Source organism: Paludibaculum fermentans, from assembly GCF_051172195.1.
GTDB classification, from domain to species: Bacteria; Acidobacteriota; Terriglobia; order Bryobacterales; family Bryobacteraceae; genus Paludibaculum; species Paludibaculum fermentans_A.
In genome coordinates, this window is record NZ_JBPJAQ010000001.1 from 4,832,844 (window position 1) to 4,845,763 (window position 12,920).

14 protein-coding genes are annotated in these 12,920 nt (G+C 62.8%); 8 read left to right on the forward strand and 6 right to left on the reverse strand.

Going from position 1 to position 12,920, the window contains the following annotated elements:
* Positions 1-217 precede the first annotated feature (217 nt).
* Both ACR9Y2_RS19495 and ACR9Y2_RS19500 read right to left on the reverse strand, forming a co-directional pair.
* Positions 218-769 (reverse strand): phosphatase PAP2 family protein, encoded by a 552-nt coding sequence (locus ACR9Y2_RS19495; protein ID WP_435043269.1) that lies wholly within the window; start codon positions 767-769, stop codon positions 218-220.
* Positions 770-934: 165 nt separating this feature from the next.
* Positions 935-1,090 carry a hypothetical protein gene (locus tag ACR9Y2_RS19500; protein ID WP_435043271.1) on the reverse strand — a complete coding sequence of 52 codons (156 nt, stop codon included), beginning with the start codon at positions 1,088-1,090 and terminating at the stop codon, positions 935-937.
* Between the two features lie 278 nt (positions 1,091-1,368).
* On the opposite strand from ACR9Y2_RS19500, the gene ACR9Y2_RS19505 reads away from it, so the two are divergent.
* From ACR9Y2_RS19505 to ACR9Y2_RS19525, 5 genes are all read left to right on the forward strand, one after another.
* Complete coding sequence (locus ACR9Y2_RS19505) at positions 1,369-2,469, forward strand: PP2C family protein-serine/threonine phosphatase (protein ID WP_435043272.1); 1,101 nt, start codon at positions 1,369-1,371, stop codon at positions 2,467-2,469.
* A gap of 44 nt (positions 2,470-2,513) precedes the next feature.
* Positions 2,514-3,662: a glycosyltransferase gene (locus ACR9Y2_RS19510; protein ID WP_435043273.1), complete on the forward strand. Its 1,149-nt coding sequence runs from the start codon at positions 2,514-2,516 to the stop codon at positions 3,660-3,662.
* A gap of 66 nt (positions 3,663-3,728) precedes the next feature.
* Entirely contained in the window at positions 3,729-4,130 is a 402-nt protein-coding gene (locus tag ACR9Y2_RS19515) for a DUF7670 domain-containing protein (protein ID WP_435043274.1), read from the forward strand.
* A 16-nt stretch (positions 4,131-4,146) separates the two neighbouring features.
* A complete protein-coding gene (locus ACR9Y2_RS19520) occupies positions 4,147-5,073 on the forward strand; it encodes a sugar phosphate isomerase/epimerase family protein (protein WP_435043275.1) in 927 nt (308 codons plus the stop codon).
* The gene (locus ACR9Y2_RS19525) at positions 5,070-5,585 is read left to right on the forward strand and encodes a hypothetical protein (RefSeq protein WP_435043276.1); all 516 of its coding nucleotides are present in this window, start codon (positions 5,070-5,072) and stop codon (positions 5,583-5,585) included. Before ACR9Y2_RS19520 ends, ACR9Y2_RS19525 begins: the two co-directional genes overlap by 4 nt.
* A 5-nt stretch (positions 5,586-5,590) precedes the next feature.
* On the opposite strand, the gene ACR9Y2_RS19530 is transcribed toward ACR9Y2_RS19525, so the two are convergent.
* Entirely contained in the window at positions 5,591-7,984 is a 2,394-nt protein-coding gene (locus ACR9Y2_RS19530; protein WP_435043277.1) for a diguanylate cyclase domain-containing protein, read from the reverse strand.
* Positions 7,985-8,230: 246 nt separating this feature from the next.
* On the opposite strand from ACR9Y2_RS19530, the gene ACR9Y2_RS19535 reads away from it, so the two are divergent.
* On the forward strand, positions 8,231-9,007 hold the full coding sequence (locus ACR9Y2_RS19535; protein WP_435043278.1) for a tyrosine-protein phosphatase: 777 nt from the start codon (positions 8,231-8,233) through the stop codon (positions 9,005-9,007).
* Here the strand turns inward: ACR9Y2_RS19535 and ACR9Y2_RS19540 are convergent.
* Complete coding sequence (locus ACR9Y2_RS19540) at positions 8,997-9,629, reverse strand: oxidoreductase (RefSeq protein WP_435043279.1); 633 nt, start codon at positions 9,627-9,629, stop codon at positions 8,997-8,999. The genes ACR9Y2_RS19535 and ACR9Y2_RS19540 overlap by 11 nt on opposite strands.
* Before the next feature lie 25 nt (positions 9,630-9,654).
* Positions 9,655-10,755, reverse strand: a complete 1,101-nt coding sequence (locus ACR9Y2_RS19545) for a TIGR03790 family protein (protein WP_435043280.1) — start codon at positions 10,753-10,755, stop codon at positions 9,655-9,657.
* Positions 10,756-10,931: 176 nt separating this feature from the next.
* Here ACR9Y2_RS19545 and ACR9Y2_RS19550 point away from each other — a divergent pair, with 176 nt between their 5' ends.
* Positions 10,932-11,867, forward strand: coding sequence for a LysR family transcriptional regulator (locus tag ACR9Y2_RS19550; protein ID WP_435043281.1), 936 nt, complete (start codon positions 10,932-10,934; stop codon positions 11,865-11,867).
* Positions 11,868-11,896: 29 nt separating this feature from the next.
* On the forward strand, positions 11,897-12,238 hold the full coding sequence (locus ACR9Y2_RS19555; RefSeq protein WP_435043283.1) for a hypothetical protein: 342 nt from the start codon (positions 11,897-11,899) through the stop codon (positions 12,236-12,238).
* A gap of 2 nt (positions 12,239-12,240) precedes the next feature.
* On the opposite strand, the gene ACR9Y2_RS19560 is transcribed toward ACR9Y2_RS19555, so the two are convergent.
* Complete coding sequence (locus ACR9Y2_RS19560; protein WP_435043285.1) at positions 12,241-12,804, reverse strand: hypothetical protein; 564 nt, start codon at positions 12,802-12,804, stop codon at positions 12,241-12,243.
* Between the last annotated feature and the right edge of the window lie 116 nt (positions 12,805-12,920).

Genomic DNA, 12,920 nt, shown 5'->3' on the forward strand with positions numbered 1-12,920 from the left:
TATCTCATTAGGGCAATTTGGGTCAACTGGAAACACCAGGTGTGTAATCTGGAAACGGCACCTGCGCCCAGTATACCAGTTTGAGGGCAACTCGTTGATTCAGCTTGTGATGGGGGGAAGAGGCGGGGCAGGCAACAGCAGTCCAAAACTGAGTTTGCCGTCTGGAACTCAAAATTTCACGACCGGAAGATGGGGATGGATGGGAGGATCGCGCCGCTCAGGCGCCCAGGGCCAGGCCGGCCGCGTGGAAACCCAGCCCTAACGCGGTACCAATCGCCGCCCCGGCCAGCACATCGCTCAGGAAGTGCATGCCCAGTACGATCCTCGACACCGCTATCGACACCGCACAGAACTGCAGCGCGAACCGGGCCTCCGGGAAGTGTCCAATAATTGGCAGGATGACCGCGAACGCCGTAATGGTGTGGCCGGACGGGAAACTGAACTGGTCGGGCGGCAGCAGGGTCGACCAGCAATGGGGCTCCAGAGCGCACGGCCTGCGCCGGCCGGTCGCCCGCTTCAGGTAAAGGAAGATCGCAATCCCCGTCCAACAGGCGAGCGCCGCTTCCAGCACGGCCCACCGGCCGTCTGCCCCGCCAAACACCGGCAGCAGCAATCCCAGCGCGTACCACAGCCAGCCGTCGCCGCCTCGCGTGGCACACACCATCCAGAGCCTGATCCACCGCGGAGCGCGCCAGCGGTGCACACGCCGCATCAGGCCGTGATCCGTGGCCTCTACCCAACTAAGAAAATCATGGGCTAGCGTGCTCATGCTTCTTTATCTCTTCGGGGGATGACAGCCGCGTGAAGAATCGACAAATGGTTCGTCAATTGTAGCGGATAGGGCGGGCGAACAGGGTTGAAAACAGCGGCGCCCGTCCGGCGCGGGGGCCGAACGGGCGCTGGGCCGACTCCAGAGGAGCAGGTGGAAGAAATACTACTTCTTCTCTTCCTTCTTCTCTTCCTTCTTCTTCTTGCCCTTCTTTTCCTTCTTCTCGGTCTTGGTGTCGTCCTTCTTGGCGTCGTCCGCCAGGACAACGGTCGTGGTCAGGGCGAAGGCCGCCAGAGTCAGAGTCGCAAAAAACTTCTTCATTGAGAGTCTCCTTATTAGATCCGGGGGGCTGCGCCCACCCTTCACTTAGCATCATGCGCCTTGCACGCCCGCCGACAACTCCCCCCGATAGGCTACCGGGAGTCACTAATTTCAGGGGGCCTATCGAACTGTTCGGAATCGGACGCAAGTGCCCGTTTACCACCACCTGCCCGCCCCTTCGCTTTCTCTCCATGTGTCTGATAACCAATTACTTGCGCCGGTAGCGCGAATGGCCGGAGGCGTGCAACCCTGATTCTGTTGTCAGTGGAGGAGCACTCATGCGGATTCTGGTGGCCGACGATCAGCCGGATGTCCTGTTGGCCTTACGTTTCCTGTTGAAAGCAGAGGGGTTTACCATTCAAACGGCCGATCATCCGGCAGCTATTTTGAGCTCAGTCCGCCAATCCCCCCCTGATTTAGTCTTGATGGACCTCAATTACACGAGGGATACCACTTCTGGTGAGGAGGGGCTCAACACGCTCGCCCAACTCCAGCAATTGGACCTGCGAATCCCTGTGATCGTGATGACCGCCTGGGGCAGCGTCGAACTGGCGGTGGAAGCCATGCGCCGCGGCGCGACGGATTTCGTCATGAAACCGTGGGATAACGACAAGCTGCTCAGCACGTTGCGGCGGCATCTGGTGGTGGCCCCGCAGCCGGCCAGCCGTGTCGCACACGATCTCGACCTGGCTCGCCAGGTGCAGGCGCAACTCCTGCCGCAGCGCCGTCCGCCACTCAAAACCCTGGAATATGACGGTCATTGCCGGCAGGCCGGCGCCGTCGGCGGCGACTACTTCGACTTTCTGGAACTGGCGCCGGGCCGCGTGGGTCTGCTGCTGGCCGACATCTCGGGCAAAGGGATAGCGGCGGCGTTGCTCATGTCAAACCTGCAAGCCGCGCTGCGCAGCCTGGCCTGGCAGGCCACCCGGAATCTGCCGCTGCTGCTGCGGACTTTGAACCTCCAGTTCCTGGAATCCACCCCGCCTGAGCGCTTTGCGACTTTGTTCTTCAGCGATTACGACGATGCCACGCGCGTCCTGCGCTATGCGAACTGCGGCCACAATCCGCCCCTGCTGATGCGCGCCTCCGGCGAACTGGAATGGTTGAAAGCCACCGCGCCCGTCATCGGCCTGCTGGACGTCTTCCTGCCGGAAGTCGGGGAGACCCGGCTCTCGCCAGGTGACCGCCTCATCATCTACTCCGATGGAGTGACCGATGCCCGCGGGCCGGGCGCCGACGACCTCGGCGACCAGGGCTTTGCCGACATTGTTCGCCTCAACCCCGCGCTTTCGCCAGAGCAACTGACGGCGCACATCGCGGCGCTCGCGCCCGGCGATCAGTTCGACGACATGACCCTCGTCATGGCGCTCTCCGTCTGACCGGGCGTTGCCCGGGGGCCTTCTGCTATTCTCCACATCAGCGCATGCCGATCCTCGATTTTCTCTTCTTTGATGCGGGGGGCGGACACCGTGCCGCCGCCACAGCACTCAAGTTGGCGATGGAGCAGGAACAGCTGCCCTGGCAGCCGCGCCTGGTCCACCTGCAGGATATTCTGGCGCCCGCCGACGTGTTCAAAAAGGTGCTGCGCATCGATCTCCAGGAGATCTACAACCTGATGCTGCGCCGCGGCTGGACCCTCGGCTCCGAACAGGGGCTGCGCTTCATGCAGGGTGTCATCCGCTTCTATCACGGCACCGAAGTGAAGCTCATGCGCGAGTGGTGGCAGTCCCGCTCGAAGGCCGCCCCACCCGACGGCGTCGTCAGCGTCGTACCCAACTTCAACCGCGCCATCTATGAAGGCTTGCAGCAGGCGCTCCCCGGTACCCCGTACATCACCATCCTGACCGACATCGCCGACTTCCCTCCCGCCTTCTGGATGGAGAAACAGGATCAATACTTCATCTGCGGCAGCGACCGGGCTTACCGCCAGGCGCTGGATATGGGCCACCCCAAAAACCGCGTCTTCCAGACTTCGGGCATGATCCTCCATCCGCGCTTCTATCAGCCGCTGGAAGTGGATGTCGCGGCCGAGCGCACCGCCGCCGGTCTGGATCCTTCCACGCCCACCGGCCTGGTCCTGTTCGGCGGTTACGGCACCGGGGTGATGAAGGATATCCTGAGGCGCCTCGACGAGTCCGGCCAGAAGCTACAGCTGATCCTCATTGCCGGCCGCAACGAGTCGTTGAAGAAGCAATTGGAAGCCCAGCCCAGCCGAATCAGGAAGCATGTGGTCGGATTTACCAGCGAAATCCCGCGCTGGATGCGCCTGTCCGATTTCTTTATCGGCAAGCCCGGTCCGGGCAGCCTGAGCGAGGCGGTCCACATGGGCTTGCCCGCCATTACGGTCCGCAACGCCTGGACCCTTCCGCAGGAGCGCTACAACGCTGAGTGGTTGCGCGAGAACAAGTTGGGCCTGGTATTGAAGAACTTCGACGGCATCGGCCAGGCGGCTTCCGAACTGCTCACCGGAGGCCGGCTGGAGGAGATGCGGGCCCATGCCGGCCGCATCCACAACCGTGCGATTTTCGAGATTCCGGGGCTGTTGAACGAAATCATGACACGCCGGCCATGATTAGTATTGCTGATTGACCTATTGCGGTTGCCCGCACATGGACGTATAATTTCGCCCCAGAGGCTCATGCAGCACATCCATTTTCCCTTGTGGAACGTGCAACATCGCGAGACCGGTCTGGCTCGGGCCATCTCAGCCTGTTGGGCGGCCTTCTGGACTTGGTTCGGCTTCGCCTGCGGTGTGGCCGAATTCGCTTCCTTCACCGACGTCCTTCAACAAACCGTCCCCGGAATACTGTTCATCGGCGCCACCGCTATCGCCTGGCGATTCCCCCGCGAAGGGGGCGCGCTGCTGCTGGCCCTGGGCATTGCCGTCTTCGGCGTGTACTGGAACTTCACCACCCAACAGGGCGGCGCCGCGGCGCTGTTGACGGCCGTCATGCTGGCCGGGCCGCCCATGCTGGCCGGCGCACTTTTCCTGCGCGCGCCCGAGGATCGCCGGGCCGCTACGATGGCTCCACGACACTGATAGACTGGCTAGGTTCATGCTCCGCAGAACCTTTCTCCCCACCGCGCTCAGCAGCGCCCTGGCCGCGCCAGCCCTCTGGGGCCGCCATCGCATCGACCTCTCCCGCATCAGCCTGCTGACCGACGAGGTTGGCAAGTCACCAGCCGAATCCATCGCCTTTGCCAAACAGTACGGAATCGACTGGGTGGAATTGCGCGGCATTCCGGGCAAAGGCGGTACCTACGCCTTCCTGGGTGAGAGCGAACTGCGCGCTTTTGCCAGGGAGCTGAAAGACGCCAAGCTGCGCGTGTCCTTCCTCAACACGCCGATGCTCAAGTTCACCATGCCCGGCACTGAGCCAAAGCGCAGGCGGCCCGAAAGCGCCGAGGATAAGGTGAAGCGCGAGGAGCGCGACAGGAAGCAGTTCGACGACCGCCTGGTAGCCCTGAACAAGGCCATTCTGGCCGCTCATATCCTGGGCGTGAAGGGCATTCGCGTCTTCGCGTTCTCGCGCGTCGAAGAGCCGGAAAGCGTCCTGCCCAAGATCGCCGAAGTTCTGCAGGAGATGGCCAAAGTCGCCGAAAAAGAAGGCGTGGAACTCCTCATCGAGAACGAGGCGTCGTGCAATGTGGGCACCTCGGCCGAACTGAAGCGCATCTGCGAACTCGTCCCCTCGAAGGCCTTCGGCATCAACTGGGATCCGGTGAACGCCATCGGGCTGAAGGAAACCCCGTGGCCCGACGGTTACAAACTGCTGCCCGCCAAGCGCGTCCACAACGTCCAGATGAAGGCTCGGGCGCTGGTCATCGGACCCGATTTCCTGGACTGGAAAGCGATCTACCACCAGTTGGAAGAGGATGGCTATGCCGGCAAGGTGGGCCTGGAGACGCACGTCTTCGACGGCACGCTGATCGAGAAAGCGCATCTTTGCATGAAGAAGATCCAGGAGCTGGTAAAGGCATGATGAAGCCTCCGGGCCTGCCGCCCCTCGCCCGCAATCTGCTGTTGGGGCTGATGGCGGTTCTCGTCTTCGCGGGTGTGGCTGTCCTGCTGAATCACGGGTCGCAGGCCCGGCTGGAAGGCTCCATCCTCAAAGTGCGGATCGTGCCCACGGACGACAACGCATGCCTGGCCGTCGTGGACTTCCGGGTGAAGAATCCCTCCTCCACCATGTTTCAGGTCAAACAGCTGCGCATCGTGGCCACCCTGGCCGACGGCTCTGAGGTGGAAGGGCAGACGGTCCCGCAAGTGGACCTGGACCGGGTGCTCGAATATCACAAGGTGGCCGGCACGCGCTATACGCCGGTGTTGAAGGAGCGTGACCGCGTCAATGGCGGCGTGGAAGAGGATCGCACCGCCGCGGCGGGCTTCACCCTCTCTGAGAAGGTGTTCCAGGCGCGCAAGGGCTTGACCCTCAAGATTCAGGACGCCGATGGCATGGCGTCAGAGTTTGGCAACGTCCCGGCCAAACCCTAAGTTCACTATTCCGTACTATTCAGCCAGGAGTGTGCGGTCTCGCTCACCATGCCGGCCCGCAGCGCCTTGCGTACGGTCTTGTCCTGGTACATCAGCTCATCGGCCTTTGCCAGCAACTCCTCCGCTGAGCGGCCGTCCTTCGGATAGAAGGCGACGCCCACGCTGAGCGAGGCTACCCGTTCCATGCACAGGTCGAAGGCGACCTTCTCCACCATTTCCGAGAACCGCTTGCGGCGGGTCTTTACCGCCTCATCCGTGGCGCCGGGCAGCACGATGACAAACTCATCGCCGCCCAGACGGGCCACGAAGTCGTATTCGCGGCACGATTCCTTGAAGCCCGCGGCCACACCCTGCAGCAGTTTGTTGCCGGTGAGGTGCCCAAAGCGGTCGTTCACCTGCTTGAAGCCGTCCAGGTCGCAGACCAGCACAGCCAACGTGGAGGTGTTGCGGGCCGAACGCGAGAGTTCGTTCTGCAGATGCAGGAACAGCGACCCGGCGTTCGGCAGTCCGGTGAGGAAGTCGAAGGACGCCTGGTTTTCGGCCGCGCGGAAACGCAGCGAGTTCTCGACAGTCACTGAGAGTTTCGGAGTCAGGGCCAGCAGCAGGCCCAGTTGAGGCTGCGAGAACGCCTCGCGTTTCTCGGCATAGAACGTGAGCACGCCTACGACTCCCTGCGGGCCTTCCAGGGGCACCGACAGGGCGGACCGCAGTCGCGCCGCCTTCTCCGGCGATCGCCCGGAGATGGGTTCCGACGCCGGGTCTCCATTCAGCAGCGGCTTGCGCCGTTCCGCCACGCCTCCGCTCAGGCCTTCGCCGGTACTCATGCTGAGGCCATTGAAGAGCGAGAAGTTCTCGCCGTCAATGAACGAGGCTTCCAACTGCTTGTCCTTGCACAGATACAGCACCAGCGTATCGAACGGGATCTGCTTGCGGAAGCGCCGGGAAATCGCCGAGAGCGTCTCGTGCAGATTCAGGGAACTGCCCAGGATCTGCGTGAATTCCAGCAGGGATTGCTCCTCTTGGCGCGCCGCGGCGATCGTCGCCAGGAATCGCGGTGTCTCTTCGGCGGGCTCCAGCTCCGCTCTTCCGTCCTTCCCCTTCACAATTCGTGGGGGTACGACCGGAACCGCCTTCGCTTCATCGCTCAGGTCGAGATAGATCTGCTCCAGGGCCGTCACGACCGTTGGATCCAGCCCCCGGCCCGACTCCTGCCGCACAATGGCCATCGCCTTTTCCACCGGCAGCGCCCTGCGGTGATGCCGATCGGAACACAGCGCCACAAAGGTGTCCACTGCCGCCAGGACGCGGGCCTCCAGCGGAATCTGGTCGCCCTTCAAGCCCTGCGGATAACCGTTGCCGTCCCAGCGCTCGTGGTGCGCGCGGACAATGGGGGCGACCGCATAGGGGAAGTTGGCGCGTTCGATGATGTCGCCGCCCACGTCGGGATGCACTTTCAGGCGTTCGTACTCTTCCGGCGTCAATCGGCCCGGTTTCATGATGATGTGGTCCGGTACCGCCACCTGGCCGATGTCGTGCAGGACTGCCGCCGTGCGCAGGGCACGCAACTCCGGCTCCCGCAGGCCGACGGCCCGTCCGAGTGTCACCGCGTAAGTCGCCATGCGATGCAGGTGATCGACCGCGCTGAGCTCCTTCGATTCCACGGCCAGCGCCAGCGCTTCCACCATGCTCAGCTGCAATGTGGCCAGTTCCTCGGCATGCAGCCGTTCACGGGCCAGCGAGTCAATCTGCAGGCCATAGGCGCGGTACACCAGCAGCAGCAGCGGCACGATGATCACCGCGGTCTGCCACAGGGGCAGCTGCACCACGGCCGTCAGCAGCCCGGCGAGAGCCGCACCGGCGAGATAGTAAGGCAGCGACCACAGAAAGCGGTTATGCCAGACGCGCCGCAACAGTTCGCCCTCTTTCATGGCGGTGGTGGCGGCCAGCGGGAAAGCGGTAACCAGGAACAGGATTGTGCCTGCCAGGGGCAGGGCAGCCGCCACGCCGCTGTTGGGCAGCAACTGCATGATGCGATCGAAGGCAAGATGGGCGGCCTCGATCCCCAACACCACCACCGCGGTCTGGAACGACAGCGACAGCCAGTTGATGCGCGCTTTCGTATCCCGCAGGTAGTGAATGATGGTGCCGGTGATGCCGATGGTGATGGTCTGGCCCATGCTGAGCTGGGCCAGGCTCGCCAGAATGAAGATGAACCCGATAGAGATTGTGCCGGCGGCCGTCGGCACGCCAAGCCGCATCAACGAAGTGACAATCGTGAGAGCGAAGTAGGACAGGAACAACCGGTCATTGCCGCCTGGCGAAATCAGGCTCTGCCGGACGGCCAAAGCCAATCCAAGCAGCAGAATCAGAGATTGGTAGACCTTTGCCTTTTTCGTCATTCGTGGAAGGGAGGTGCCGGAGTTGAGTAAGTAGTATTTGTATGCAAGAGAGCGGCCAACTGGAACACCGGGCAGGTCAGGCGGGGTACCCGCTTTGTTTCATCTGTTTTGTATCGACTCGGTGGGGCATTCACTTTAGGACATCTGCGGGTGGATAGGACAGATTGTCCAGTACCGTTGAGCAGGCAGGACTTTTTGTCCTGCTGACCGCCGCGCCGCATCCCCTACAATGGAAGAACTCGCTGCATGGTTGATATTCACTCCCACGTTCTACCGGGCATTGACGATGGTTCGAAATCGATGGAAGAGACCGTCGAAATGATCCAGATGGCCAGGGCGCATGGCACCACTGTGCTGGTCGCCTCGCCCCACGCCGATACGCAGTACACCTACGACGCGGCCCGCGTCGATGAACTGCTGGCCGAAGCACGGACCCTGGCCGGCCCGGGCATCCAACTGGTGCGCGGCTGCGACTTCCACTTGATGTTCGACAACATCGAAGCCGCCCTCCGCGAGCCCCTGAAGTACACCATCAATCAGAAGGGCTACCTCTTAATGGAGCTCTCCGACCTCACCATCTTCCCCAATACCGGCACTCTTTGGAGCCAGTTGGAGGAGGCCGGGATGAAGATCATACTGACCCATCCGGAACGGAATCCCCTGCTGCGCCAACGCCTGGAACTGGTGCAGGAGTGGGTTTCGCAGGGCCGCTTTATGCAGGTGACCGGGCAGTCGCTACTGGGCCTGTTCGGCAAAAAGGCCGAGGAGTTCGCCAGGCAACTGCTGGACCTCGGTCTGGTCCACTTCATCGCCTCCGATGCGCACGACCTGCGCGGGCGCCCGCCACGGCTGGATGTGGCGTTCCAGTGGATCTGCGAGCACTACTCACCACGCCTGGCGGAACTGCTCTTCATTGAGCATCCGGCTGCCGTGATCCGCGGCGAGGCGCTCGACCTGTCTGAATTTCCTCCGGAGCGCAAAGGCAACAAACCCGGCTTCTGGTCCCGGCTCTTCAGGAAATAGTGCCCCCCGCCAGGCCGTAGATCCCGTCAAAATCATAAACGTGCCGGCCCGTGGCTCCGCGTTCCCCGGCGACCGCCATGGCCGAAGCCAGGACACCCACCGGCATCGGCCGGTACTTGCGCAAGCCACCCGCCATCGCCCATTCGACGGCCCGCAGGAAGCGGATGCTCCAGCCTTCGCCGGTCCTGGCCTGCGCCCGGTGACCCTGCAGGACGCTGGGCCGGAAGATGTGCAACGACTCGAAGCCCATCCCGCTCAGCGCCTCTTCCATTTCGCCCTTCACCCTCAAATAGAACGTGCCCGACCGTGCATCGGCGCCGACGCTGGAAACCACCATCATGCGCCGCGCGCCTGCTTCTTTGCCGGCCCTGGCAAAGCGCACGACAAAGTCGAAATCAACCTGGCGGAAGGCTGCCTGGCTGCCGGCGGCCTTGATGGTGGTACCCAGGCAGCAGAACAGATGCGTCGCCCCGGGCAACTGGCTGGCCTCCAGGGTGTCCAGGCCATCCTGCCGGGTCAACGCTTGAACCTCGTCATAATAGGCGTCTTCGTCCAGCACTTCCCGCAGGTACCTGCCGGTGAGTCCGGTGGAGCCGGCCAGCACGGCCACGTTTCGCGTCATATTCTGCCAGGATACCCCGCTCTGGCTACGGGGCCAGGCGGCACAGCGGGTCGCCGACCACGATGTTCATCCAACTGAGGGAAGGGATCGATGACCAGAAGCTCTCGGCCAGGCTCTTGCCGGAGAGATAGGCGGGGAAGAGGACCTCGGGCCGCGGAGTCTGCTGCAGGTAGGGTTCGTAGACGTGGCCGGAGACGCCGGTGGCGCCCTGCCTAAGGAAGTCGGCCGACATGGTCTGGGGCGAGTCGGCGAAGAGGTCGACCGGGACCCTCCACGATCCGCCGGGTACCCACGAGGAAGGCGGCTCCAGGAAGGTCCGTCCGTCGGTGGACACAAACTCGGTGACGATTGCACCGGGCAGGTACTGGAACTTCACGCTGCGCTCGCGGCGACTGCGGTCGTTCGACCCCCAACTGGCATAGCCGATGACGAACTGCGCGCCATACACCACCTTGGCCGTCTCCTCGTGGAGGACCCGCTCTTTCGGCAGGCGGTGGGCGGCGCGGTACAGCCAGTTGTCGCCGGTTTCCACGCCAGGCTCCCGCTGGTCGAGCACGACAATGCCGCGATTCCGCGCGGCCAGCGCGCGGTCAATGATCGACTTGACGTCCTGGAAGGTGTATCCGGTCAGGCGGGTGACCAGGTAGAGCGGATACTCCGGGTGAGACATGGGCCGATCGATACCGAAGAAGGGATTGGGCAGCGGCCCCGGCAGGGGGTGCGGCGCTCCGGTGAGGTCGGCATAGAGCGCGGCCAGTTCCGAATCGACCGAGGCGGCAAGGGCTTTGGGACCCAGGGTGCCGTCGATCTTGAGCGGAACATCGCTGGTGGTGACAATGGCCAGGATGCGGTCGACCCAGTTGCGTCGACGCAGGAACGAAGCCAGCGGCCGGGCGATCTGGGCGTCAAATTCGGCCCGGGTGATCTCCTCCTTCACGGGCATGCTCAGCAGCAGTACATGGTCCGCGGGGATCCCGCGCTGGCGGGCATAATACTCGGTGATGGAGCGGGAGAGCGGCGAGTTGCGGTTGCCCAGGACCAGTACGTCCTCTGGAGTCAGCGCGGCGCAGGCGCCAGCGACTGCGAAGAGGAGGAAAAGCAGCCGCCGGGCGACAGGAAAGGTCATCTGGGGCGCCACTCAACCTGATCCTTTTCAGTAGTTTGCGCGGCTGCTTTGGACGTGCAAACGGCCGCAGGCAAGGAGGAGGCCGATATAAACATCCTGATCCCGATGGTAATATGGTATGATCACCCCTGCAAGTTGCGAACCAACTTGCAGGCGCCCTTCAGACGAGCCCCCGAATGGATCTAGATCAACTCCACACGTTCCTGGAGATTGTCCGCCTGAAGAGTTTTTCCAAGGCTGCGCAGACGTGTTTCCGGACGCAGCCGGCAATCAGTGCACAAATCCGCCAACTCGAGCAGGAGCTGAACACTTCGCTCTTCGAGCGGCTGGGTACGCGCATTCAACTCACAGCGGCCGGGCGTATCTTTTGCGACTATGCTGAGCAGATTCTCGACCTGCGCCGCAGGGCGCAGAACTCGATCAACGAACTGGAGCGCGTGCCGCGCGGCGAACTCGTAATCGCCGCCAACGAAGCCACCTGTATCTACGTGCTTCCGAACGTGTTCTCCGAGTACAAGAAGCGCTTCCCCAACGTACAACTGCTGGTCGACCGCAGCTACGGCGGCCATGTGACCGAGGCGGTGCTGGACAACCTGGCCGACTTTGGCTTCGCACAGCTGCCGGTCCAGGACAAGAAGCTGCAGGTGCTGCAGGTCTATACGGATGAGATCAAGCTGCTGATTCCGGCGGATCATCCGCTGGCCGGCCTGCCTGCGGTCAACTGCCAGGACTTGGTGCCTTATCCTCTATTGCTGCCGAAGGGCGGCGCCACGCGCAGCAAAATGAACCAGTGGCTGGAGCCGGTGGAAGACCTGATCCAGATCTCGATGGAGCTGGACTCCACTGAGATGATCAAGCGTTTCGTGCTGGCTGGCATGGGTTTATCGTTCATGGCCGCGTCGCACTTCCAGGAAGGTGTGGTGGCCGGGCAGTTCAAAGCGATCTCGCTGGCGCCCGACCCGGTGATGCGGCGGCTGGGCCTGGTCTACAGAAAAGACAAGGCTCTGTCGAAAGCTGGTTTAGGATTCATCCAGACCGTCATGAACCGCGCGAATGTCCCGCATCCCGAGGCTTCTCAGTTTGCGGGGGTAGCGCCCGGCGGTCCCCGATGATATTAGATAGATAGCGACCAGGTACAGCAATGAAGGAAGCCGGCGAACCCAGGACGTGGCACCTCTCCGTTGTGCTGACATCCACACGGGAAGGTACGGAAGTATTCGACACGTTGGACGACATGCCTGCCGTCCTGCGCGCGCGGTGCGTGCGTGCGTTGGACAGCAAGGACTGCCAGACTGTGGTCATCGCCGACGAAGCCGGGCGCGACTACCTGCGCAGGATCATCGAGGAGCGCGAGCAGGCGAAGCAGCAGGAGATCGCGGCCAAACCGGTGGTGAAGCGAGCCTATTCCGTGCGGCTGGCCGTCGAGATCGCCGTCTGCGGGGCGATCGGCTTTGCGTTGTGGCTGCTGGCCACCGTTCGTTGACCTCACCGCCAGACGCAGTGCGGTGCTAGTACTTCCACCACCCGGGCCGCTTCCTCCGGCGCCAGGCCCGCGCCGAAACGGTGGGTGAACCCGCTGCAATCAAAGACGATGGTGCCGGCTCCGCTGAACCGTCCCAGCGAGCCGATGACCCCGCCGGCATCCATAATCCAGGCAGCCCCGCGCAGGTTGCGCACCTTGGCGAGTTCAAAACGACTATTGAAGCCAAACCGGCCAATCTGGCGGCGGATGATGAGGGCGTTATCGCGGATGGTCACCACCTCGCGGCCAATCAGGCCCCACAGCAGGAACGCGAGGGCCAGCATGCCTCCGACGGTCCACATCAGCAGCCAGGCCAGGATGATGGGCGGCGCGGGTCCCCGGACGATCCCGCTCAATAGTAAGCCCAGGACGCCCACCTCGCCCACGGCCCAGCCGACCATCCAGATCCCGAGGAAGATCAGGACGAACCAGTTCTTGCGGGAAGGGAGCGAGACCTCCAAGTTGCCGGAGGGGTATGAGATGCGCGCCTGGTTCGACATTGCCGCCGGGACCACCATCGCCTTCATTATGCACGCGTGAGGGGCGATTTGCAGCCCACCGGGCAAGCAGGATCTTTGTGGCCTGTTTCCCCCCTGAAATACCAGCCGCACCCCCCCATTTGGGGGGAGTACTTCTATGAGGT

What these genes read in the sequence shown, in the direction of transcription:
- ACR9Y2_RS19495 (WP_435043269.1), bottom strand. Translation starts at nt 769, where the DNA reads ATGAGCACGCTAGCCCATGATTTTCTTAGTTGGGTAGAGGCCACGGAT.
- ACR9Y2_RS19500 (WP_435043271.1), bottom strand. Translation starts at nt 1,090, where the DNA reads ATGAAGAAGTTTTTTGCGACTCTGACTCTGGCGGCCTTCGCCCTGACC.
- ACR9Y2_RS19505 (WP_435043272.1), top strand. Translation starts at nt 1,369, where the DNA reads ATGCGGATTCTGGTGGCCGACGATCAGCCGGATGTCCTGTTGGCCTTA.
- ACR9Y2_RS19510 (WP_435043273.1), top strand. Translation starts at nt 2,514, where the DNA reads ATGCCGATCCTCGATTTTCTCTTCTTTGATGCGGGGGGCGGACACCGT.
- ACR9Y2_RS19515 (WP_435043274.1), top strand. Translation starts at nt 3,729, where the DNA reads ATGCAGCACATCCATTTTCCCTTGTGGAACGTGCAACATCGCGAGACC.
- ACR9Y2_RS19520 (WP_435043275.1), top strand. Translation starts at nt 4,147, where the DNA reads ATGCTCCGCAGAACCTTTCTCCCCACCGCGCTCAGCAGCGCCCTGGCC.
- ACR9Y2_RS19525 (WP_435043276.1), top strand. Translation starts at nt 5,070, where the DNA reads ATGATGAAGCCTCCGGGCCTGCCGCCCCTCGCCCGCAATCTGCTGTTG.
- ACR9Y2_RS19530 (WP_435043277.1), bottom strand. Translation starts at nt 7,984, where the DNA reads ATGACGAAAAAGGCAAAGGTCTACCAATCTCTGATTCTGCTGCTTGGA.
- ACR9Y2_RS19535 (WP_435043278.1), top strand. Translation starts at nt 8,231, where the DNA reads ATGGTTGATATTCACTCCCACGTTCTACCGGGCATTGACGATGGTTCG.
- ACR9Y2_RS19540 (WP_435043279.1), bottom strand. Translation starts at nt 9,629, where the DNA reads ATGACGCGAAACGTGGCCGTGCTGGCCGGCTCCACCGGACTCACCGGC.
- ACR9Y2_RS19545 (WP_435043280.1), bottom strand. Translation starts at nt 10,755, where the DNA reads ATGACCTTTCCTGTCGCCCGGCGGCTGCTTTTCCTCCTCTTCGCAGTC.
- ACR9Y2_RS19550 (WP_435043281.1), top strand. Translation starts at nt 10,932, where the DNA reads ATGGATCTAGATCAACTCCACACGTTCCTGGAGATTGTCCGCCTGAAG.
- ACR9Y2_RS19555 (WP_435043283.1), top strand. Translation starts at nt 11,897, where the DNA reads ATGAAGGAAGCCGGCGAACCCAGGACGTGGCACCTCTCCGTTGTGCTG.
- ACR9Y2_RS19560 (WP_435043285.1), bottom strand. Translation starts at nt 12,804, where the DNA reads ATGAAGGCGATGGTGGTCCCGGCGGCAATGTCGAACCAGGCGCGCATC.